3 protein-coding genes and 2 pseudogenes are annotated in these 23,652 nt (G+C 73.3%); all 5 read left to right on the top strand.

The genetic code is table 11. From position 1 onward, the window contains the following. Positions 1-937: 937 nt before the first annotated feature. Positions 938-5,836, top strand: a pseudogene (locus tag ACSYGN_RS02785) (type I polyketide synthase); the annotation flags it as partial. Further along, positions 5,822-6,397: pseudogene (locus ACSYGN_RS02780) on the top strand (acyl carrier protein); the annotation flags it as partial. The pseudogenes ACSYGN_RS02785 and ACSYGN_RS02780, both read left to right, overlap by 15 nt. A gap of 122 nt (positions 6,398-6,519) precedes the next feature. Next, on the top strand, positions 6,520-11,202 hold the full coding sequence (locus tag ACSYGN_RS02775; protein WP_460391422.1) for a type I polyketide synthase: 4,683 nt from the start codon (positions 6,520-6,522) through the stop codon (positions 11,200-11,202). Further along, positions 11,199-18,002, top strand: a complete 6,804-nt coding sequence (locus tag ACSYGN_RS02770; RefSeq protein ID WP_460391420.1) for an SDR family oxidoreductase — start codon at positions 11,199-11,201, stop codon at positions 18,000-18,002. The genes ACSYGN_RS02775 and ACSYGN_RS02770 overlap by 4 nt, the downstream gene beginning before the upstream one ends. Next, positions 17,999-23,644, top strand: a complete 5,646-nt coding sequence (locus tag ACSYGN_RS02765; protein WP_460391418.1) for a type I polyketide synthase — start codon at positions 17,999-18,001, stop codon at positions 23,642-23,644. The genes ACSYGN_RS02770 and ACSYGN_RS02765 overlap by 4 nt, the downstream gene beginning before the upstream one ends. The last annotated feature ends 8 nt before the right edge of the window (positions 23,645-23,652 follow it).

The following is a 23,652-nucleotide window of genomic DNA, read 5'->3' as shown; positions in this document are numbered from 1 at the left end:
CGCTTGATCTTGTGTGGTGGAACAAAAAGGTGACGAGAGATACCGGCATTCGGCAGCCGTGCCGATGGAGTTTTTCTTTCGCATGCCTATTCGGACGACCGGTCGGCATCGGTTGCCGAAATGGACTTTTGTCTTCCGATCTGTGTGCCGGCGGCGGCGACGGGTTTCGGCCGGGGCTCACGGTGTTCGGTGGGCTCCGCCGGGTGCTGCCGTTCGTGCCCCTGGTCGCGTTCCCGTGGTGTGGAGGGCGTACGGAGGCGCACACGCAAGCGTGGATTCGGTCGTTGTACACGTGTGGAGTTACTGTCGGGGCGAACCGGGCGAAAGGTGCGTAATCGTGTTCTACGGGCCCGGGGTTGTGTTGCTTTGAGTAGTTATTACCTTACAGTATTGACAGTTGAAGCCCTCCGGCGACAGGCGTAAGGTGGCGCAAGCGGCAGAGGCTCTCAGTAGGCTCTGACCCGCAAGTGACAGGCAGCACTTTTTGGTCGACACAACGCCGGCGAGGGGTGCGTCCCCGGGCCGTTTCTCGCGCAGGGCGATACAGATTCAATGGGGGGAATCATGTGTCTCCGTCACCTTCACTTCTCATGCGCTCGAAGCTCTCTGCTTTCGTCGGAGACCATCTGACCCGGGGTTGACCGGCCGCCGGTGCGGCGCCCCCGGTTGCCTTGTGAAATCTCACGGGCAAACTACTCTTTCCGTTCTCGAATCGCGCGTTCTCTGCCGGCTGCGGCTTCCTGTGCAGCTTCGGCCTTTGGCTCATGCGCGCGCTGCGGACTAGTTCGTCTTCAATTTCCTTGAAGCTGTCCGCTGTCTCCTGTGGCAATCGTGTGGCGCCTCGGCGGCGTCGGGGGAGTCGTGGAAAGGCGTTTATCGCGTGCCTGAATCTGAGACTGAGATTGTTCGGAAAGCCCAGCCGATCGCGGTGATCGGCATGGCCTGCCGGTTACCCGGCGGAGTGTCCTCTCCGGAGGATCTCTGGGATCTTCTGCGCAAGGGCGGTGATGCCGTCACCAAGATTCCCGATGAACGCTGGGCGGACTACCGGGGGCGCGACCCGCGGACCGATGCCGTTCTCCGGCACACCACCCGGTGGGGAGGCTTCCTCACCGACGTCGCGGGGTTCGACGCCGACTTCTTCGGGATCAGTCCCAGAGAGGCCCGGGCCATGGACCCCCAGCAGCGGCTGCTGCTGGAAGTGGCGTGGGAGGCGCTCGAGCGCGCGGGGGCGGCTCCGGGCAGTCTGGCCGGCAGCGGCACCGGTGTCTTCGTCGGGGCCTGGTCCGGCGACTACGGCCGCCGACTCCTCGAAGACGTACCCGGCATCGAGGCCTGGACCGGTGTGGGGGCCGACCTCGGCAGCGCCGCGGCCCGACTGTCGTACCACTTGGGCCTGCACGGCCCGTCCGTCACCGTGGACACCGCGTGTTCCTCCTCGCTCGTGGCCGTGCATCAGGCATGCCAGAGCCTGCGCCTCGGCGAGACGGACTTTGCCCTCGCGGCAGGCGTCAACCTCCTGCTCGCACCCGGTCTGACGGTCAATTTCGAACGTGCGGGGGCGCTGTCCCGCAGCGGCCGGTGCCGGGCGTTCGACGCCGATGCCGACGGTTACGTCCGCGCCGAAGGGTGCGGGGTCGTCGTTCTGAAGAAGCTCTCCGACGCGCTCGCCGACGAGGACCGTGTGCTGGGGATCCTCCGCGGCAGCGCCGTCACGCAGAACGGACACGGCGCGGGGATCATGGCCCCGGACAACGAGGCACAGACACGCACCATCCGCCTGGCCTGCGCCGCGGCCGGAACCGAACCGGCAGCCCTCGACTACATCGAGGCACACGGCACGGGCACACCGGCCGGGGACGCCGCCGAGGCCATGGGGATCGCCGCCGCCGTGGGCCCTTCGCGAGCGGAAGGTGACCCCTGCCTGGTGGGGTCGGTGAAGACGAACATCGGGCACGCGGAGTCGGCCGCGGGCGTCGCCGGCCTCATCAAGGTGCTGCTGGCACTACGTCACGGCCTCATCCCGCCCAGCCTGCACCACACCAGGCCCAACCAGGCCGTCGTCGCGGCAGGGCCCGCACTTCGGATCGTCACCGGAGCTGCCGCTCCCTGGCCCCGGCGCGAGGGGCCCCGCCGGGCCGGGGTGTCGTCGTACGGGTTCGGCGGCACGAACGCCCATCTCGTGGTGGAGGAAGCGCCCGAGTCGGCGGAAGGTCGGGACATTACTGCTGTGGCGACAGGCCGGCACGTCGCCGCCGAGGCGGAAAACCGGCACGTCAGCGCCGGGTCGGCAGACCGGCACGTCACCGCCGGCAGTTCCGGCGAACGCCGAGACGGCCCGCTGGTGTTCGCCTGGTCCGGGTCCTCCCGAGCGGGACGCGACCTGGCCGCCAAGCGGCTCGCCGACTGGCTGCGTCGCCAGGACGGCCGGGCGGACCTGGGCGCCGTAGCGCACACGCTGACAGCGCGCCGATCCCACTCCACACACCGCGCCGCCGCCGTGGCGGAGAGCGAGGACGACATCCTCCTGTCCCTGGACGCGGCGACAGCCGGGGAAGCCGCCGTGGACCTGGTCGAGGGACATGTGCTCCCGGGCGCCGCGACCGGCCCCGTGTGGCTCTTCTCGGGGCACGGCTCGCAGTGGACCGGCATGGGACGTGAACTCCTGGCGGCCGAGCGGACCTTCGCCGGCGTCATCGAGGAACTGGAACCGGTCTTCCTTGAGGAGACAGGCTCTTCACTGCTCGAATTCCTCACCGTCGGCAGCGTGGACAGGGCGGGAGCCGATGAGATCCAGCCCGTGATCTACGCCGTGCAGACGGCCCTCGCCGAGATGTGGGCGGCCCATGGTGTGCGGCCCGCGGCCGTCATCGGTCACTCCGTCGGAGAGATAGCGGCGGCCGTGGCCGGCGGCGGGCTCAGCCGCCTCGACGGCGCGCGTCTGGTGTGCCGCCGCTCCACGCTGCTACGACGGGTCGCCGGCAAGGGAGCCATGGCGCTCATCACCCTGCCCGCCGACGAGGTGCGCCGACGTCTGGAACGGGAGCGGGACCTGGAGCTCGCCGTCGCCATCTGCGCCTCTCCCGAGTCGACCGTCGTCGCCGGCATGCCAGCCGACATCGAGAAGGCCGTGGACCTGTGGACCCGCGAAGGCCTCCTGGTCCGGCGAGTGGCTTCCGACGTCGCCTTCCACAGCTCGCACATGGATCCTCTGCTGGCCGATCTCGCCAGCGCCGTCCAGGACATCGAGCACCGGCCGCCACAGCTCCCGATGTACTCCACCTCGCGCGACGAGCCGCGCGGCGCTCATGTCCTCGACGCCTCCTACTGGGTCGGGAACCTGCGCCATGAGGTGCGCCTGGACGCGGCCGTGCGCGCGGCGGCAGAGGACGGCCACCGGGTCTTCGTCGAACTGTCCCCGCACCCCGTCATCGTGCACTCGGTCAGGGAGACCCTGTCCGGCGAGGGCATCGAGGACGCGTGCGTGGTGGGGACGCTGCGACGCGCGGCACCCGAGCGCAGGGCCTTCCTCAAGGCGGCCGCGGCACTCCACTGCCATGGCGTGCCGGTCGACTTCGGCGCGGGACGCGGCTCCGGACCGTGGACGGACGTACCCACCACGGCATGGGATCACCGGCACCACTGGAGGGACGCCCCGCCTGTCACGCGGAGCGCTGCAGGCCATGCTCCCGGCACCGGGACGCTGCTCGGCTCGCCGGTGCCGCTCGGCGGCCATCTCGCGGGCCGGGTCTGGCGCACACTGCTCGACCCCGAGTCGGTGCCCGGACGTCCGGTCCGGAGCGGCGAGGGTCCCGTCGCCGGCTCCGCCGTCCTGCTTGCGACCCTGGCCGCGGCGGCTGCCGCGGGGGTGACCGCAGGAGACGCGGTCACCGTGCGCGAGGTCGAACTCCGGGACGCCCTGCCCGTGGCGGCGGACCGCGAGATCCAGGTCCTGTCGGCGGACGGCAGGCTGAGCATCACCTCCATGCCTCCGGACGCGGACGAACCCGATCTGACGCACGCCACCGGACGGCTGGGCGGCCCGACTGCTCATCGGGCCCTCGCAGACGCCGTCGAGGATGTCCTCGACGACGTCCTCCACGAGGAGAATCCCGTTCGTGCCGTGGACGGGCGGCCGGCCCCTGGCCCCGGAGACTCCGGACACCCTGAACACCCTGAACACCCTGAACAGAGCTTCTCCTGGCACGTTTCCGCCCAGCGGCTGACCGATGCGCAACTGACCGCCGACGCCGAGATCACCCAGGACGATCCGGAGACCGGCCCCGGCAGCACATGGGCCGCATGGATCGACGCGGTGGTGTGCCTGGCGGCCCGTCTCCTGCCCAACGGCATGCCCAACGGCCTGTCCGAAGGCATGCCCGACGGCCCGTCAGGCACGCTCGTGGACAGCGTGGACGAGCTCAGCATCCTCGGAACTCCGCCACGCCGTGCCAGGATCCGCCTCCGCCGTACCCCGCTGGACGGCGATCCGACCGGGGGTGGCCTCGCGCAGCGCGATGCCCTGTCCCGGGTCGATGCCACCGTGGACGGCCCGGCGGGAGAGCGGCTGTGCATGGGCGGAACGGTCCTAGTACCGGCGCCCGACGACGGCGAACTCCGTACTCACCCCGCCGAGAGCGTGCTCTCGGTGCAGTGGGAACCGCTGCCGGAACTCGGCGGCGTGCCGCCGGAACCCCGCGGCGCGGTCGCGGTCGTCGGCCCGGCGGGCGGACCGGCGGATCAGGTGGAAGAGGGGCTGCGCGCCGCGGGTGCCCGGGTCCTGCGGGTCGGCAGTCCTGACCGGCTCGCCGACCCCGACGTCCGCAAAGCCCTCACGGCGACGGACGACGCCGTGCTGGTGCCCTCGGGCGGCACTTCCGGACGCGGGGCACGGAGCGTGGACCGTACCGAGCACGCCGTCTGGGAGACGGTCTCGGCACTGCGGCGGCTCTCGCAATGGCCGGAGGGAACCTCGCCCAGGCTGTGGTGCGCCGTCGGCGACTGGGACGGCAGCGGCGCCGAGCCGATCGAGCACCTCGCGCTGCGCGGGCTGAGCAGGGTCGCCGCCGGTGAACATCCCGACCTGTGGGGCGGTCTCCTCCACCGCGACCCGCGTACGCCGCACGACCGGGCCTGCCGGGACCTCCTGCGGCTCCTCGCCCGCTCCGGCCCCCGAGAGGATGTGCTCAGGGTGTCGGCCGACGGCGTGCTGCGACCCCGGCTCGCTCCCGTCGCACCGACACCTTCACCGGGCCTGCGCTGCGGATCCGACGGCACCTACCTGATCACCGGCGGACTGGGGGCCCTGGGCCTGCGCTTCGCCGAGGAACTGGTCGTGCTGGGAGCGCGGCGGCTCGTGCTGGTCGGGCGGCGGCCTGTGCCGCCGCGGTCGGCCTGGCCGGACGTCACGGACCCGGAGACACGTCACCGGATCAGCCGTATACGCCGCCTCGAACAGGCCGGTGCCACCGTGCGCACGGTGGCCTTGGACATCGCCGACGAGGAGCAGGCCCGGAGCCTGCTCGACACCGACGCGATGGGGCTGCCACCGGTCAGCGGAGTGGTGCACGCGGCCGGTGTCATCCACGGCGGCATGCTGCGGGACCTGACCCGCTCCTCCCTCCGTGCCGAACTGCGGTCCAAGGCCGCGGGAGCCATGACGCTGCACCGGCTCCACCCGCCGGGAACCGTCGACTTCTTCGTGCTGTTCTCCGCGGTCGCCGCCCAGTTGGGGCTCGCCGGGCAGGGCGGATACGCCACGGCCAACGCGTTCCTCGACGCGCTGGCCGAGCACCGGCGCGATGCGGGCTGCGCCCGGTCGATGAGCCTGGCCTGGCCCGCCTGGCGCGGCACCGGCCTCGCCGCCACGGCCGGTTCCCTGGAGGTGGAGTTCGAGGCGGTCGGGGTCCGGGACCTGACGGAACGCGAGGGCATGGCCGCCTGGCGGTACGCCCGCCGGTGCGAACCCGCCCACCTCGTGGTGCTCCCCCTGGACCGGACCCGGCGTCCTCAGCGCCGACTGCCCCTGCTGGAACGACTCTTCGCCGAGGGGACACCGGACACCGACGGGACGACGGACGCGCCCGGCTCGTCGTACCGGGGGCTGCTAGACGACGAGCTCCGGCAGCGTGTCCTGGAGACGGTGACCGCGGTGGCGGCAGCCGAACTCGGCCTGGCCGCCTCGGCGCTGGACCGGCAGCGACCGCTGGCCGACCTCGGCATGGAGTCCATCATGGCCCTCTCCATCCGGCGGCGACTGGAGCGGGAGTTCGGCCTCACCCTGCCCGCGACCCTGCTGTGGAACCACCCCACGGTCCAGTCGCTCGGCGCGCGCATCACCGGACTGCTGAGTCCGTCCGCGGCGCCCCTGGACAGCCAGGCCGACCCGCTGCGGCCCGCACCCGCGTCCGGCACCGCTGACCCGCCGCCGGTCGACGACTTCACCGCACTGCTCGACGAGTTCGAAGCCGCCACCGCCCCGACGGACCGGGACGCGGCGCACGCACTGGGAGGAGAGGGATGACGAGCACCAGTCGGCGGCTGGCTGCCCTGCCACCGGACAAACGCGGGGAACTGACCGGCAGGCTGGCACAGGCCGCCCGCACCGTGGCGGCGGAGCCGATCGCGGTCGTCGGCCTCGGCTGCCGCTTCCCCGGCGGCGTCACGTCGCCCGACGCGTTCTGGTCCACGCTGACTCAGGGGCGCGACGCCGTCGGCGAGGTCCCGGCCGACCGCTGGGACCCGGCCGGTCTCACCGGCGCGACGGCGGAGCCGGTGCTGCGCCACGGCGGCTTCCTGGACGATCCATGGGGCCTGGACAACGAGTTCTTCGCCATCTCGCCTCGCGAGGCGGCGGCCATGGACCCGCAGCAACGGCTCCTGCTGGAGGTCGCCTGGGAGACGGCGGAACACGCCGGCATCCCGGCGCGCGGCCTCGGCGGCAGCCGTACCGGCGTCTTCCTCGGCCTCTACTACAACGAGCACCTCCAGGCGGGACTCGCCGACCAGGAATCAGTCGACGCCTATACCATCACCGGCGGGCTGCACAGCGTGGCCGCCGGGAGGCTGTCGTACGTGCTGGGCCTGCGCGGCCCGAGCCTGGCACTGGACACCGCCTGCTCCTCCTCGCTCGCCGCCGTGCACCTCGCCTGCCAGAGCCTGCGCCTCAGGGAGAGCGACCTGGCGTTCGCCGGCGGGGCCAACCTCATCCTGGGCCCCGGACTCAGCCTCTCCCTGCACCGCTACGGCCTGCTCGCGCCCGACGGACGCTGCAAGACCTTCGACGCCTCGGCGAACGGCATCGTGCGCACCGAAGGCTGTGCCATGGTGCTGCTGAAACGGCTCGGCGACGCCCTCGACGACGGCGACCGCGTCCTGGCGGTACTGCGCGGCAGCGGGGTCAACCAGGACGGCAGGTCCAACGGCCTGACCGCCCCCTCCGGCACCGCTCAGCAGCACCTGCTCGCCGACACCGTGACCCGCGCCGGCGTCGACCCGTCCGCGGTCGGCTTCGTGGAGGCACACGGCACCGGCACCGAACTGGGCGATCCCATCGAGGTCGAGGCCATCGCCTCGGTCTACGGCAAGGGCGACAAGGGCGGAATGGCGCTCGGGGCGGTGAAGACCAACCTCGGGCATCCGGAGGCGGCTGCCGGGGTGGCCGCCCTGATGAAGGCCGTGCTGGCCGTGCACCACGGCGTGGTGCCGCCCAACCTCCATTTCGAGCGCCTCAATCCCAAGATCGACCTGACCGGCACCCGGCTCTTCGTGCCCACCGAGGTCACCGACTGGCCCGTCACCGAGGGCCCCAGGCTCGCCGCGGCATCCGCGTTCGGCATGGGCGGCACCAACGCCCACGCCATCGTCGAGGAGCCGCCACCCGTGCCCGCCCCGCCCCGGCCCGCGGGCCCCGCCGGACCACAGACGCTTCTGGTGACCGGCGCGACCGCACAGGCGGCCCGCGAGAACGCGGGCAGGCTCGCGGACCGCCTGGAGGCAGCGCCCGCCGATCTCCGCGACACGGCCCACACCCTCGCCCACCGCCGTTCGCACGAAGGCCACCGCATCGCCGTCGTCGGCGAGGACCTCACGGATGTCGTCGCCCGGCTCAGGAGCGCCGCCCGGGGCGAGGCCGCCGCGTTCACCGCGCGCGGCACCGCGACCCCGGGGGCCGCTGGCGGGGCCGTGTGGGTGTTCTCCGGGCACGGGTCCCAATGGACGGGCATGGGCGGCGAACTGCTGCGGGAACCCGCCTTCGCCGCGGTCGTCGACGAACTCGAGCCGGTCTACGCCGAGGAAGCGGGCATCTCCCTGCGCGCCGAACTCGCCGGTGCCGACATGGAGTCGGCGGGAGCGGACCGCATCCAGCCGCTCATCCACGCCGTGCAGGTCGGCCTGGCCGAGGTGCTGCGCTCGTACGGTACCGAACCGGCGGCCGTGATCGGGCACTCCATGGGTGAGATCGCCGCCGCCGTCGCGGCCGGGGCCCTGAACCGGACCGACGCCGCCCGTCTGGTGCTGCGCCGGTCGAAGCTGCTGGCCCTGGTCGCGGGCAAGGGGGCGATGGCGGCCGTGGAACTGCCCGCCGACGAGGCGGGGAAGCGGTTCACGGGCATGGGGGTGGACATCGCGATCCACCCGACCGGCGGCTCCGTCGTCCTGTCCGGAGCACCCGAGGCGGTGGATACGGTGGTGGCGGCGTGCGAGAGCGACGGCACCCCGGTGCGGCGCGTCGCCGCCGACGTCGCCTTCCACAGCGGGCAGATGGCTGACCTCGCGGTGCGGCTGGCCGCCGACGTCGCCGGTCTCGTACCGGACAAGCCGCGGATCCCCGTGTACGGCACGGTGCACGACGACCCCCGCCGGGTGCCCGCGTACGACGCCGGCTACTGGGCGGACAACCTGCGCGCCACGGTCCGCTTCTCCGGCGCGGTCGACGCCGCGCTGGACGACGGTCACCGCGTTTTCCTCGAGATCGCCCCGCACGGCGTGGTGACCCGGTCCGTCTCGCGCGTCGCCGAAGAGCACGGCCTCACTCCCGTCACCGCGGTCGCGGTGCAGCGCCGCGGCGAATCCGCCGCCACGGCACTGCGGCACGCGCTGGCCGCGGCCTACTGCGCCGGGGCACCCGTGGACCTGCGCGCCCTCGTGCCCGACGGCGCACTCGTGGACCTGCCTACGTACTCCTGGCAGCACCGCCATCACGGCCGACCACACCACAACGCACCCTCACCCATACCCGCATCGCGGACGGACACGGACCAGCCGTCGGTGCCCGAGGAGTGGATACACCGCCTGGTCTGGCGGCAGCGGTCCCTGACCGGCCGTGCCGAGGAACGCATTGCGTCCGGCGAGCGGTGGCTGTTGCTCGGCGACGACGCCACCGGTACGGCCGGTGCCCTGGCCCGGAGTCTGGAGACGGCGGGCGCACACTGCACCCTCGCGGAGGTGGGTGACACCCTCGCGGACGTGGCCGACGGCGGCCGGGCGGCGGAGCTGCTCATGGATGCCGACCGCGTGGTCCATCTCGGCGGTCTCGCTCTGCCACAGGGCTTGGACGCCGGACCGGAAGCGATCCACCGCGAGGTCCGCGGCCTGCTGCACCTCGCCCGTGTACTGGCCGAGCGACACCCGCGGACGCGTCTGCACATCGCCACCCGACGTGCCCAGGCCGTCGACGGACACCCCGAGGTGCACCCCGGCGGAGCCGCTCTGTGGGGCCTCGGCTCAAGTCTCGCCCTGGAATTCCCGGGTACCTGGGGCGGCGCCGTCGACGTGGACGGCACGGAACCCGAGGCGGCGGCCGGGCAGTTGGCCGCAGAACTGGTCGGTGCCAGGCCCGGACAGCCGGGCCACGAACCACAGGTGGCCTACCGCGGGGCGGACCGGCATGTGCTGCGCCTCGCTCCTGACGTGCTGCCGCAAGACACGGTCCGGCTGGCCCCGGAAGGCAGCCACCTGCTGATAGGCGCCAGCGGCCTGCTCGGGCCGCGCCTCGCGGACCGGCTGGTGGCCCTGGGAGCCCGGCACCTGGTGCTGGTATCGAGGCACGGACCGTCCACCGACCTCGTTGCACGGCTCGGCGCCGCCGGAGCCGAGGTGACGGCGGTGGCGGCGGATGTCGCGGACACGTACGCCATGGAACGGCTGTTCGCCCGCTTCGGCGCCGAACTGCCCGAGCTCCACGGTGTCTTCAACGCCGCGCTGTCCGGCGGCTACACCGACATCGCCGAACTGAATGATCAGGACGTGACGGACATGCTCCGGCCCAAGGTGGACGGGACAGCACTGCTGCACAGACTGAGCCTGGCTCATCCCGTGCGCCACTTCGTGCTCTTCTCCTCGACCACCGCACTCCTCGGCTCCCGCGGCCTCGTCCACTACGCCGCCGCCAACCGATTCCAGGACGCCTTCGCGCACGCCCGCCGAGCCCAGGGCCTGCCCGCCCATGTGATCAACTGGGGTGCCTGGGGCTCATGGACGGCCGCGGCGTCGTACGGCGGTCTGATGAAGGACTCCGGCATGCGGGGCCTCGACGACGAGGCGGCCGTACAGGTGCTGGACCACGTCCTGGCCGACGACACCACGCAGCGGGTGGTCGTCGCGGCCGACTGGCCGCAACTGGCCGCTGCCTACCGGTCCAGGACCGCCCTGCCGCTGGTCGACGAACTGGTCCAGAGCCACGGACTGGTGCAGAGCGACGGACTGGTGCAGAGCGACGGACTGGTGAATGGTCACGAGCCGGTGCAGAGCCACGAACCGGCGAAGAGAAACGACCCCGGCCGTCGGCCGGCAGGCGAGACGCGAGCCCGTGTGGCGGCGGCACCCCCCGCCCGGCGCCGTCTGCTGCTGCGCGACCATGTGCGCGCCACTGTAGCCGCCGTAATGGGGTTCGCCGATCCGCGCGAACTGCCCCTCGGGGAGCGGTTCTTCCAGATCGGCATGGACTCCTTGATGAGCGTCCAGGCCCAGCAGCGGCTCGCCGCCGAACTCGCCTGCGAACTCCCACCGGCCGCCGTGTTCAACCACCCCACCGTCGAGAGCCTGACGGATCACCTGCTGCCCCTGCTGGTGACCGCGGACGACGGCCCGCCGGGACGGGAACCAGGATCCCCACCTGCCGCACCGCCGGGCAGCGCCGCCGACCTGTCCGAGGACGAACTCGTACAACGCCTGACGCAGAAGCTGAGGTCTCTTTCATGACCATCCCTCACGATGACCGCCGTGGCGTGCTGATCGAGGCCATGGAGACCATCGAGCGCCTGGAGGAGCGGCTGAAGGCGGCCGAGGGCGCTCACCAGGAGCCCATCGCCGTCGTCGGAATCGGCTGCCGTCTGCCCGGCGGCGTCGACGGAGCGGACGCCTACTGGCGGCTGCTCGCGGAGGGACGCGACGCCGTGGTCGACGTACCGGGCGACCGGTGGGACCACGAGCAGTTCCTCGGCGACGACCCGGACGTCCCGGGAACCATCCGCGCCCGGGCCGCCGGGTTCCTCACCCACTGGAAACCGGACCAGTTCGACGCCGCCTTCTTCGGCATCGCCCCGCGCGAGGCGGCCGCCATGGACCCGCAGCAGCGGCTGCTGCTCGAAGTGGCCTGGGAGGCACTGGAACATGCCGGGCTGCGCGCGGACGATCTGCGCGGCAGCAGGACCGGCATGTTCACCGGAGTCACGCTGCACGAGTACGCCGTACGGCAACTGCGGCACCTCGGCCCCGAGGACGTGGACGGCTACACCGTCACGAGTTGTCTGCCCAACTACGCGTCGGGCCGTGTCTCCTACTTCTTCGGCTTCACCGGACCGAGCGTCGCCGTCGACGCGGCATGCGCGTCGTCCCTGGTCACCGTGCATCTGGCCTGCCAGAGCCTGCGCACCGGCGAGAGCGCCCTCGCGCTGGCCGCCGGCACCAACCTCATGCTCATGCCGGAGACCAGCATCTCCATGAGCCGCTGGGGAGCGCTCGCGCCCGACGGCCGCTGCAAGGCCTTCGACGCGTCCGCGGACGGGCTCGGCCGCGGCGAGGGCTGCGGCGTGGTGGTGCTCAAGCGGCTCGCTGACGCCCGCCGGGACGGCGACCGCGTCCTGGCCGTGATCCGCGGCACCGCGGTCAACCAGGACGGTGCGAGCACCAACTTCACCGCACCCAACGGGCTCGCTCAGGAAGCCGTCATCCGCAGCGCGCTCGACCACTGCGGGCTCACCCCCGAGGACATCGACTACGTCGAGGCACACGGCACCGGAACGGCGCTCGGCGACCCCATCGAACTGGAGGCCCTGGCAGCCGTGTTCGGCGACCGGGACGCTTGTGCTCCGCTGCTGGTCGGCTCGGCCAAGACCAACATCGGGCACGTCGAGGCCGCTGCCGGAGTCGCCGGACTGATCAAGACGGTGCTCGCTCTGCACCATGACCGGATCCCTCCCCACCTGCACTTCCGGGAGATGACGCCCCGCATCAGCCGACGGGCCGCGCAGCTCGTGATCCCGGCCGACGGAGCCGACTGGCCGCACACCGACCGGCTCGCCCGCGCCGGTGTCAGCGCCTTCGGCGTGAGCGGCACCAACGCCCATGTGGTGCTGGAGGCGTACGGACAACCGGAGCCCCAGGCTCAGGCGGGCGTCGTGGACGGCGGCCGGGCGGCGCAGGTGCCGGGCACGGACCCCGGGGACAGCGGCCCGCACACCGGCGCCAGTGGCCCGTACACCGGCGCCAGTGGCCCGTACACCGGACCCCGCCCGTACCCGGTGTACGCGGCCGGCCCCCAGGCATTGTCCCGGGCGGCGGAGCGACTCGCCGACTGGCTGGAGACCCGAGACGGCCGGGACGCCACGCTCGACGACATCGGCCACACCCTCGCCCAGCACCGCACCCCGCTGCCGGAACGCCTGGTGGTGCTCGCCCGCAACCGCTCCGAACTCACCGCCGGACTGCGGGCCCACGCCGGGAACGCGCCCTCCCCCCACACCTTCTCCGGTCGCACCCGCGGCGACACCGACGCCCTGTGGGTCTTCTCCGGCTTCGGCTCGCAGTGGGCGGGCATGGGACGTGAACTGCTCGCCGAGGAGCCCGCCTTCGCGGAGACGATCGACCTGCTGGAACCCGTGATGGCGGCCGAGGGCGGCTTCAGCCTCCACGAGGCACTGCGGTCGGGCGACTTCGGCGATGTGACCCGGAGCCAGCCGGTCATCTACGCACTCCAGGCCGGCCTGGCCGCCGTCTGGCGCTCCTACGGGCTGCGCCCCGCAGCGGTCCTGGGCCACTCGATGGGCGAGGTGGCGGCGGCCGTGACCGCCGGGGCGCTCAGCCCGGCGGACGGCGCCCGCGTCATGTGCCGACGCTCCCGGCTGCTGGCGGAACACCTGGTCGGCAAGGGCGGCATGGCCCTGGTCGAACTGCCCGCCGACGAAGTGGCCGGGCACCTGGCCCGGCACCCCGGGATCACCGTGGCGGTGCACGCCTCACCGCGGTCCACGGTGGTCGCCGGACCCGAGGCGGCCCTGGACACGCTGGTCGCGGACCTGGAAGGGCAGGGCCTGATGGCACGCCGCGTCAAGGGCGCGAGCGGCGCGGGCCACAGCCCCCAGGTCGACCCGGTCATGCCGCTGATCACGGACGCGCTGGCCGACATTGTGCCCCGCGAGCCGGACATCCCGGTCTACGGCACGGCGCTCGACGATCCGCGCAAGTCCCCGGCCTTCGACGCCGAGTACTGGGCGTCCAACGCCCGCAACCCGGTGCGCTTCACGGACGCCGTGGCCGCCGCGGCGGAGGACGACCACCGGCTCTTCCTGGAGGTCTCGCCGCATCCGATCGTGACCCAGTCCGTCAGCGAGATCGTGACCGCCGCCGGTCTGGCGGACGTTCATGTGAGCGGCTCCCTGCGACGTGACAAGCCGGAGCGCGAGACCCTGCTCGGCGCCCTTGGCGACCTGCACGCCCACGGCGTACCCGTCGGCTGGGGCAGGCTCCACCCGCGCGGCAGCCTGATCACGCTCCCGGCCAACCCCTGGCAGCACGGAAGCCATTGGTACACCTCCGTCGGCGGCGGGCGGCCCCTGCAAGCGGGAGAGCACCCTCTGCTCGGCACCGGGGTCCACCTCCCCGGACCTCCCCTCCAGCACGCCTGGCGCGCCCGGCTGGACATCGGCCGGCTGCCCTGGCTGGCCGACCACCGGTCCGAGGACACCCCGGTCATGCCCGGCACCGCCTACTGCGAGATGGCACTCGCCGCTGCCGCGGAAGCCTTCGGGGCCGACCCGGCGGACGTGATCCTGCGCGACATCGAGTACCTCCGCCTGCTCACGCTCGCCGAACCCGCGGAAGCCGCCGAACCCGCCGAATCTGCAGAACCCGTTGAAGTCGTCACCGTGCTCACCGAGGAGACGTCCGGCAGTGGCCTGGTCGAGATCATGACCCGGGACGCGGCCGGGGAGTGGACACGCCATGCCCGTGCCCGTGTGCAGCGAGGCGTCGAGGGCGAGCGGCCCCGTCACGACCCCGCCGCCCTCACCGCGCGCTACTCGCTCCGCCGCGACGCCGCCGAGCTGTACTCCCGCCTCAGGGAGGCCGGGCAGCACCACGGCCTGGCGTTCGCCGGAGTGACCGAGGTGGCCGTCTCCGCGGCCGACCAGGACAGCGCGCTGGCGACTCTCGCCCTCGCCGAGCGCACCCGCGTCGGGGCACGCGGGCTGCACGTCCACCCCGCACTGCTGGACTCCGCCATGCAGGTGCTGGGCGCCGTACCGGCCGCGGCTGCCGCGGTGGCGCGCGACGACGCCGACACCGGCGGCGTGCTGCTGCCGGTCGGGGTCGGCTCGCTGCGCGTGTGGGGCGACCCCGGCACCGGAGTGCTGTGCCGCGCGGAGGTGGCGCCGCTGGCTGCGGACGGCGCGCAACACACCGCCCGGGTCGGCCGTCCGGATGCGGACGGCGCGCACGACACCGCCCTGGTCGGCCGCCCCGGTCCGGACGCCGCACACAACACCGCCCTGGTCGGCCGCGTGGAACTGCTCGACGCATCCGGCGCCGCGGTCGTGGAGGCACGGGACATCAGGCTCGTATGGCTGCGCACCGCTGAGAACGGCGGGGCCGACCACACACGTCTCCTCCACGAACCCGCCTGGCAGCCCAGCCCGTTGCCCGTCCCCACCCTCTCCGCCACCGGCAACGGCACCTGGCTCCTGCTCACCGAGTCCGCCGACGACCCACTAGCCGATGAAGTGCGCACCCGCCTCGGTGAGCACTCCTGCCGGACGGTGAGGACGGCGACGACGGCGACCGCCACGGCCCCGGAGGAGATCCGGGCCGCCGCGGCGGACCCGGACCTGCGCGGCGCCGTACTCCTGCTGCCCCTCGCGGAAGAGGACGCGGCACTGCGGGACCGCGACCCCGAAGCCGCCCTGGAGCTGGCCGAGGCCCGCGCGGCACGGCTGACCGTCCTGGCCGGGGTGCTGGCGACCGCGGACCGCCCCGGCGGTGCCCCGCGGCTGTGGGTCGCCGTACGCGGCGCTCTGCCGCTCGGCGACGGCGGCACCGTCACCCCGGAGCAGACGGCGCTGCTCGGCCTGCTCCGGACCCTCCGATGGGAGCACCCCGAGCTGCGGGCCGGACTGGTCGACATCGGCACCGCACCGGCGTCCCGGGCCGCCGAGGACCTGATCGCTGAACTGACCGCCGACACCCCCGAGGAGGAGGTCGCCCACCGTGACGGCACCCGCCTCGTGGCGCGCCTGACACCGGCGCCGCAGGCACTCGCACGGCCCCTGCGCAGGCCGGGCGGCGAACGGGCGGCCTTCCGCCTGGAGAGCACGGAGCCGGGGGACCTGGACGCCGTGCGCCCCGTACTGCGTGAACGCGTCGCGCCCGGCGAAGGGGAGGTCGAGATCCGGGTCGAGGCCGCGGGCCTCAACTTCAGCGACGTGCTCAAGGCCATGGGCTGGTACCGGCTGCCCGAGGACGACCGGCGGGAACTGCACCTGGGCGGTGAGTGCGCCGGAGTGGTCTCCGCCGTCGGGCCCGGCGTCGAGGGGCTCGCCGTCGGCGACCGGGTGGTGGCCATCGCCTTCCACAGCTTCGCCTCCCACGCCGTCACGCGCCGGGAACTGGTCGTGCCGCTCCCCGGGAACCTGCCCGCCGCCGTCGCGGCGGCCCTGCCCACCGCGTACGGCACCGCCTGGTACGGCCTGATGGAGGCCGGTCGGCTGGAACCCGGCGAGCGGGTCCTCATCCACGCCGCCTCCGGAGGCGTCGGCCTCGCCGCCGTGGCCATCGCCCGGGCGCGTGGCGCGACGGTGTACGCCACGGCGGGCAGCGAGGCCAAACGGCAGGTCCTGCGCGACCTCGGCGTGGAGCACGTGATGGACTCCCGCAGCCTGGACTGGGCGGCGCAACTGCGCACCGCCACCGGGGGTTCCGGCGTCGACGTGGTGCTCAACTCCCTGCCCGGAGCTGCGATCCAGCGAGGCCTTGAAGCGCTCGCCCCCGGCGGGCGTTTCGTCGAACTGGGCAAGCGCGACATCCACGACGACCTGCGTCTCGGGCTGCTGCCCTTCGCCCGCGGACTGACGCTGACCGCCGTCGACTTCGACCTGCTCACCCGCACCCGTCCGGCGCTGGTCGGCCGCATCCTGCGCAGCACCGTGACGGATGTCGCCGAGGGGCGGCTCGACCGGCTGCCGCACACCGAGTTCCCGCTGGAGCGCGCCACGGACGCGTTCCGGACGATGGCCGCGGCCCGGCACATCGGCAAGCTCGTCATCACCCTCGACGGTGAGCCCCCCGCCCGGGCCGTCGTACGTCCGGGCGCGGTACCGGTCGCCCGCCGGGACGGCGCCTACGTCATCAGCGGCGGCCTGACCGGCATCGGCCTGGAGACCGCCCGGTGGCTGGCCGGGCGGGGAGCGGGCACCCTCGTGCTCAACGGACGCGGCCAGGCCTCCCCGTACGCCCGGAACGTCATCCAGGAGATACGGGAACTCGGCACCCGGGTCGACGTGGTGCTCGGCGACGTGGCGGCACCGGGCACGGCCGAACGCCTCGTCGAGGCCGCGACCTCGGACGGCCGGCCGCTGCGGGGCGTGATCCACTCCGCGGCCGCCCTGGACGACGCCGCCGTGCTCCAGCAGGACCGCGATCGGCTGCACCGTGCATGGTGGCCCAAGGCCGTGGGTGCCTGGCGGCTGCACACCGCCACCGAGCACGCGGACCTCGACTGGTGGATCGGCTACTCCTCCACCGCCGCCCTCCTGGGCGCTGCAGGCCAGGCCAACTACGCCACCGCCTGCGCCTACCTCGACGGGCTCGCCCAGTGGCGCCGGAGCCGTGGACTGCCCGCCCTCAGTGTGAACTGGGGCCCGTGGGAGTCGGTCGGCGGCGGGCAGCAACTGGTCGACCGCGGGTACCGGATGATCTCGTCCGGTACCGGCTTCGCCGCACTGGAAACGCTGATCACCCAAGACCGCACCCTCACCGGCGTGCTCGACTTCGACCCCGGTGAATGGTTCGCCGCCTTCCCCGGTGCGGCCTCCTCACCGCTGTACGAGAGGTACGCGGCAGGTGGCACCGCCGCCCCCGGCGGCCTGCCCGAGCTGCCTTCCCTGCTGGCCGCCGCCCGGCCCGGCCCCGCCCGCCGGGAGCTGCTGGAGAACGCGGTGAGCGACCAACTGCGCGCCGTCCTGCGGCTCGGCCAGGCCCCGATCGACCCGGGGGCACCGCTCAGCACGTTCGGCATCGACTCCCTCGGCGCGCTCGAACTGCGCCACCGGCTGGAGACCGTGCTCGGCATCACCCTGCCCGCCACGCTGGTGTGGGCCCACCGCACCCTCGCGGCACTTGCCGACAACCTCGCCGAACGCCTGGGACTCACACTCGACCCGCCCGCCCAGCGGCCGGCGGAAGCCGCCCTCCCGGCACTCGCCGACGGGGACGCGGAACTGCTCACGCGGATCCTGCTGGCGGCCGGCGACGGCGCAGCAGACGGCACACCGGAGGAGCCCCGCCGATGAACGACCTGTCCGCACTCGTCGAACAACTGTCACCGCAGGCCCGCGCCGCCCTCGCCCGGCAGCTCGCCGCAGTGGACGGCACCACGGCCGACGACAAGACGTCCGACGAGACGACGTCCGACGACATCACGTCCGACGGCGCCACGTCCGACGGCCCGCAGGCGGACGAGCCGATCGCCCTGATCGGCATCGGATGCCGCTACCCCGGAGGCGTCGCGTCCCCCGCGGACTTCTGGGAGCTGCTCACCGAGGGCCGCGACGCGATCGGCCCATTCCCCGCCGAACGCTGGGGCGGCCACGTCAACGGACTGGCCGAAGGATGCCCGCCGGACGCTCCCGAGAGCCGCAACCCCATCCGCAGCGGCGGGTTCATCGACGACGCCGACGGGTTCGACGCGGCGTTCTTCGGCATCTCCCCGAGCGAGGCGGTCGGCATGGACCCGCAGCAGCGGGTCCTGCTCGAAGTCGCCTGGGAGGCGCTGGAGCACGCCGGGCAGCCGCCGCGGAGCCTGGCGGGCAGCCGCAGCGGCGTCTACGTCGGCATCGGCGCCCCCGACTACATCGTCGAGCGGCTGCACGACCCGGTGACCCGCGACGACCTGCACACCATCACCGGCGCCATCCACAGCACCGCCGTCGGCCGCCTCTCGTATCTGCTGGACCTGCACGGACCCTCCGTGGCCGTGGACACCGCCTGCTCCTCCTCGCTGGTCGCCGTCCACCTCGCCTGCCAGAGCCTTCGAGGCGGTGACAGCGACCTGGCACTGGCCGGAGGCGTCCACGTCATCAGCTCGGTGCTCACCAGCTTCGGCCTGCGCACGGGCGGCCTCGCCGACGACGACGGCAGGTGCAAGACGTTCGACGCGGCGGCGAGCGGGATCGTCCGCGCGGAGGGCTGCGGCGTGGTGGTGCTCAAGCGCCTGTCCGACGCCCGGCGCGACGGCGACCGTGTCCTGGCGGTGATCCGGGGCAGCGCGGTCAACCAGGACGGGCGCTCCACCAGCCTCACCGCACCGTCCGTCGCGGCCCAGCGCGACGTGCTCGCCGAGGCGTTGCGCCGTGCGGGAGTCACCGCCGACAGGATCGGCCTGGTCGAGACGCACGGCACCGGGACGGTCCTGGGAGACCCCATCGAGGTGGAGGCGCTGTCCGCCGTCTACGGACGCGGAGAGCTGGGGCAGTGCGCGCTCGGCGCGGTGAAGACCAACGTCGGCCACTGCGAGGAGGCCGCGGGCGTGGCCGGCCTCATCAAGGCCGCCCTCGCGGTGCGCGCGGGAGTGGTGCCGCCGAATCTGCACTTCACCCGCCTCAACCCGAACATCGAGCTCGACGGCACCCGGCTCGTCGTCCCCCGGCGGGCGATGGACTGGCCCGTCGGCGGTGCGCAGCGGTACGCGGCCGTGTCGGCGTTCGGCATGGGCGGCACCAACGCCCACCTGGTCCTCTCCAGCCCCCCGGACAGCCCTCCGGACACCGTGAGCGCTCCGCCGCCGGACCAGCAGGCGACGTACGCGCACCAGCAGCCAACGTACGCGCTCCCGCTCTCCGCGGGCTCGCCGACCGCCTTGCGCGCCACCGCCGAACGCCTTCTGAAGTGGCTCGAGGGCCCCGGTGCCGAAGCGAACGCGACCGACCTCGCCCACACCCTCGGCCGACGGTCCGCGCTGGAGGAGCGCGTTGTCTGCGTGCTCGGCGCATCGGATAAGGCGGCCGATCTCGCCGAGCGGCTCCGCACCCACCTCACCGGAGAACAGACGCCCGGTCTGGCGGCCGGGTCGCCCCATCCGGCGGCACGCCGGGGCACCGTGTGGGTCTTCCCGGGACAGGGCGGCCAGTGGGCGGGCATGGGCCGGCAACTGCTCGCGCAGGACCCGGCGTTCGCCGCGGCGGTCGAGGAGATCGACCCGCTCGTGCGGCACGAGGCCGGGTTCTCCGTCCGTCAACTGCTGGCCGAGGGGGCCGATCCCGACGCCGACCTCGCCCGCGCCCAGCCGATGATCTTCACCGTCCAGGTCGCCCTGGCCCGCACCTGGCGGGCGCACGGGCTGGAACCCGCGGCCGTCATCGGTCACTCCATGGGGGAGATCGCCGCCGCCGTGGTCGCGGGCGCGCTCCCGCTGCCCGATGCCGTACGGGTGATATGCAGGCGCTCCCATCTGGCGGCGACCAGCCCCGCTGGCAAGGGCGCCATGGCACTGGTCGAACTGCCCGCCGAGCAGGCCGCAGAACGGCTGGCCCGATACGACGACGTGTCCGTGGCAGTTCTGGCCGGGCCGCAGAGCACGGTCGTGTCCGGAGCCGCGGCGACCGTCGACCGGCTGGTGGCCGCATGGGAGGAGGAGGGACTCCTCGCCCGCAGGATCAAGGGAGTCACCTTCGCCTCCCACTCTCCGCGCATGGACGCGCTGCTGCCGGAACTGCGCTCGTCGCTGGGCGAGCTGCACCCGAAGTCCCCGGCCATCACCTTCTACTCCACCGTCACCGAGAACCCCCGCGCCGAGGTGCGGCTCGACACCGAGTACTGGGCCGCCAACCTGCGCCGTCCCGTGCGCTTCGCGGACGCCGTCGCGGCAGCCGTGGCCGACGGCCACCGGCTGTTCGTCGAGGTGTCGCCGCACCCGACGTCCGAGCCGCAGATCGTCGCCAGCGCGGCTGCCGCCGGTGTGAACGACGTCCGGGTCGTGCCCTCGCTGCGCCGTGACGAGCCGGAACCCCTCACCTTCCTGACCCACCTGGGCCTGCTGCACTGCCTGGGGGCACCGGTGCGGCTTCCGGCGCCCGGGCACGGGAAGCTGCTGGATATCCCCACCACCGCGTGGGAGCGCCGGCGTTACTGGCTCCGGGCCGATGGAACCCGACCTGCCGCGGGCACGGTTGACCGGCACCCCCTGCTGGGCGTCCACATAGAGCCGCCCGGCCCGTCGCAGAGCCATCTGTGGCAGACCCGGCTGGACACCGACACCCTGGGATGGCTCGCCGAGCACCGGGTCAACGATGTTCCGGTACTGCCGGGCACCGCCTACTGCGAGATGGCGCTGGCGGCAGCGGCCACGGCGTTCGACGCGCCCCCGCAACACATCGTGCTGGAGGACATCGACTACCAGACGCTGCTGCAGCTCACCGACCCCGCCACCGTCACGGTGACCCTGCGACTGACAGACCCTCAGCAGACGGTCGTAGAGGTGACATCGCCGGACGACGGCCCGGACGGCCGGAAGATCCATGCCACGGCACGGGCCCGGCTGCTCGCCGTCAAGACCGTCCCCGCCGAATCCGGCCCGGGCGAATCCGGCCCGGGCGAAACCCCCGCCGTCCGCGATGTGTCCGCACTGCTGGCGCGGCACGCCGAGCGTCGTCCCGCCGCGGAGCTCTACCGCCGGATGCGGGCCTCCGGGCAGTACCACGGCCCCGCCTTCCGGGGCACGGCCGAACTCCTGCTGGACTCCGGGGCACAGACCACGGCCGGGTCCGAGTTCTCGGTGGTCTCCCGGCTCACTCGGCCCGAGGAGGCGTCGGCGCATCCGCTGCTGCACACGCATCCGGCCCTGCTCGACGGCTGGTTCCACCTGATAGCGGCGGCGCTGCTGGACCGCTCCCAGACCTACCTCCCGGCCGGTCTGGGCAGCCTGCGGCTGTACGGCGACCCCGACGACGCGGTCCTCGCCCACGCCCGGCTGCGGCCCGCCTCCGCGGACCAGGGCAGCGACCTGCTCGCCGACGTCGAACTGCTCGCCGAGGACGGCCGCGTGGTGGTCGCGGCGCGCGGCATCTTCCTGCGCGAGGTGCGGCAGACAGAGCTGCCGGTCACGACGCGGGGACGGCTGTTCGACCTCATCTGGGAGGAGGTACCGTTGTCCGCCCCCGAAGGCGGAGACCTCCCCGGCGTTCTGCTGCTCGGCGCACCCGGACGGGCCGACGCGGCAGCCAAAACCCTCCAAGAGGCGGGACGGCACTGCACGATCGCCGACCCAGCCGATGAGCAGGCACTCCTGCGCGCCGTCACAGAGGACACCGAAGACACCGAAGACGTGGTGCTGCTCCTGGATTCCGGTCGCCCGACCCCGGCGGACACCTCCGGAGACCCCGCGGCGACCGCTCCGGCCGACGACGACACGGAGGCGCTGGCCGCCGAAGCACGGGTGCTGGCCGCCACCCGCGTCGCCGCCCTCCTGACATCGGCGCCGCCCGCCGCCCGCGCCGGGCACCCGAAGCTGTGGCTCGTCACCCGCGGAGCACGCTCACTGGCCACCGACGAGGCACCGGACCTCACCCAGGCGGGCGTCCGCGGCCTGGCCCGGACCCTCGTCCTGGAGCACCCCGCCCTGCGCACCACCCTCGTCGACCTCGACCCCGCGGACGACGGCCTCGCCCCCCTGGCGGCCGAACTCGCCGCGGGCTCCGACGACGAGGTCGCCTGGCGCGGTGGCACTCGCCACGTCGCCCGGCTGCGCCGGAGCGATGCAAGCACCGCAGACGAGGACCGCACGCGTCCCGTCGTGCGCGCGGACGGCGGCTACATCGTCACCGGCGGTCTCACCGGCGTGGGTCTGCACACCGCCCGCTGGCTGGTCGCCCAGGGAGCCGGCCGTGTGGTGCTCAACGCCCGGTCGCGGCCTGGCGCGGAAGCGGAGGAGGCCATCGCCGAGATGCGGGGCAGGGGCGCCGACGTGCGGGTCGTCCGCGGTGACATCGCCGCGCCCGGGACAGCAGAACGGCTGGTGACGGAGGCCGCCGACGACGGCTGCGCGCTGCGGGGCGTCGTGCACTCGGCCATGGTCCTGGACGACTGCGTGGTGACCGGCCTCGACGCCGAACGCCTGAACCGGGTGTGGCGGCCGAAGGCCCTCGGCGCCTGGCGGCTGCACACGGCCACCGCGGAGTGCGACCTGGACTGGTGGGTCTGCCACTCGTCCATCGCGTCGCTCATCGGCGGTGCGGGCCAAGTCAGTTACGCGGCTGCCAACGCCTTTGTGGACGCCCTCGCCGAGTGGCGCACCGCCCGCGGCATGCCCGCCCTCAGCATCAACTGGGGCGGCTGGGCCGACATCGGCCGGGCCCGCGACCTCACCCACGACGCCTTCCCGATGATGCCGCCGGCGGAGGGTATGGCCGTCTTCGCGGAACTGGCCGGCCGCCGGTCGGGCACGGCCGGTGCGCTCCGCCTCGACGCCGCGGCCCTCGCCCGGACCGTACCGGAGACCACCCGCTCCTCCTTCTTCGCGAGGATCGTCGAATCGGTCGAGGGCGCGGGAGAACACGACGACTGGATGGGGCCGGACGCGATACGCACCCTGCCGCCCGAGCCGATGGGTGAGGCGGTCTCCGGCCGGCTGCGCACCCGCGTCGCGCGGATCCTCGGCTACCGTGCCGCCGACCTGAGCGCCACCCGGCCCCTGACCCTGATGGGCCTCGACTCCCTGATGGCCGTCCGGACCAAGAACGCCGTGCTGGAGGACTTCGGCGTCTCCCTGCCGGTCGCCCGGCTGCTGCAGGGCGTCGGCCTCGCCGAGATCGCGGACCTGATCGTCGGCGACCTGCGGGGCGGCCCCGCACGGTCCGGCCCCTCCGATGCCGTACGCACCGCGCAGGAACGCGCGCGGGCACGGCGCATGTCCCAGACCAAACGCCGGAGGAACAGGTGACGCAGCCT

It is taken from the genome of Streptomyces sp. YIM S03343, from assembly GCF_054729195.1.
This window is presented reverse-complemented; position numbering and strand designations above follow the sequence as displayed.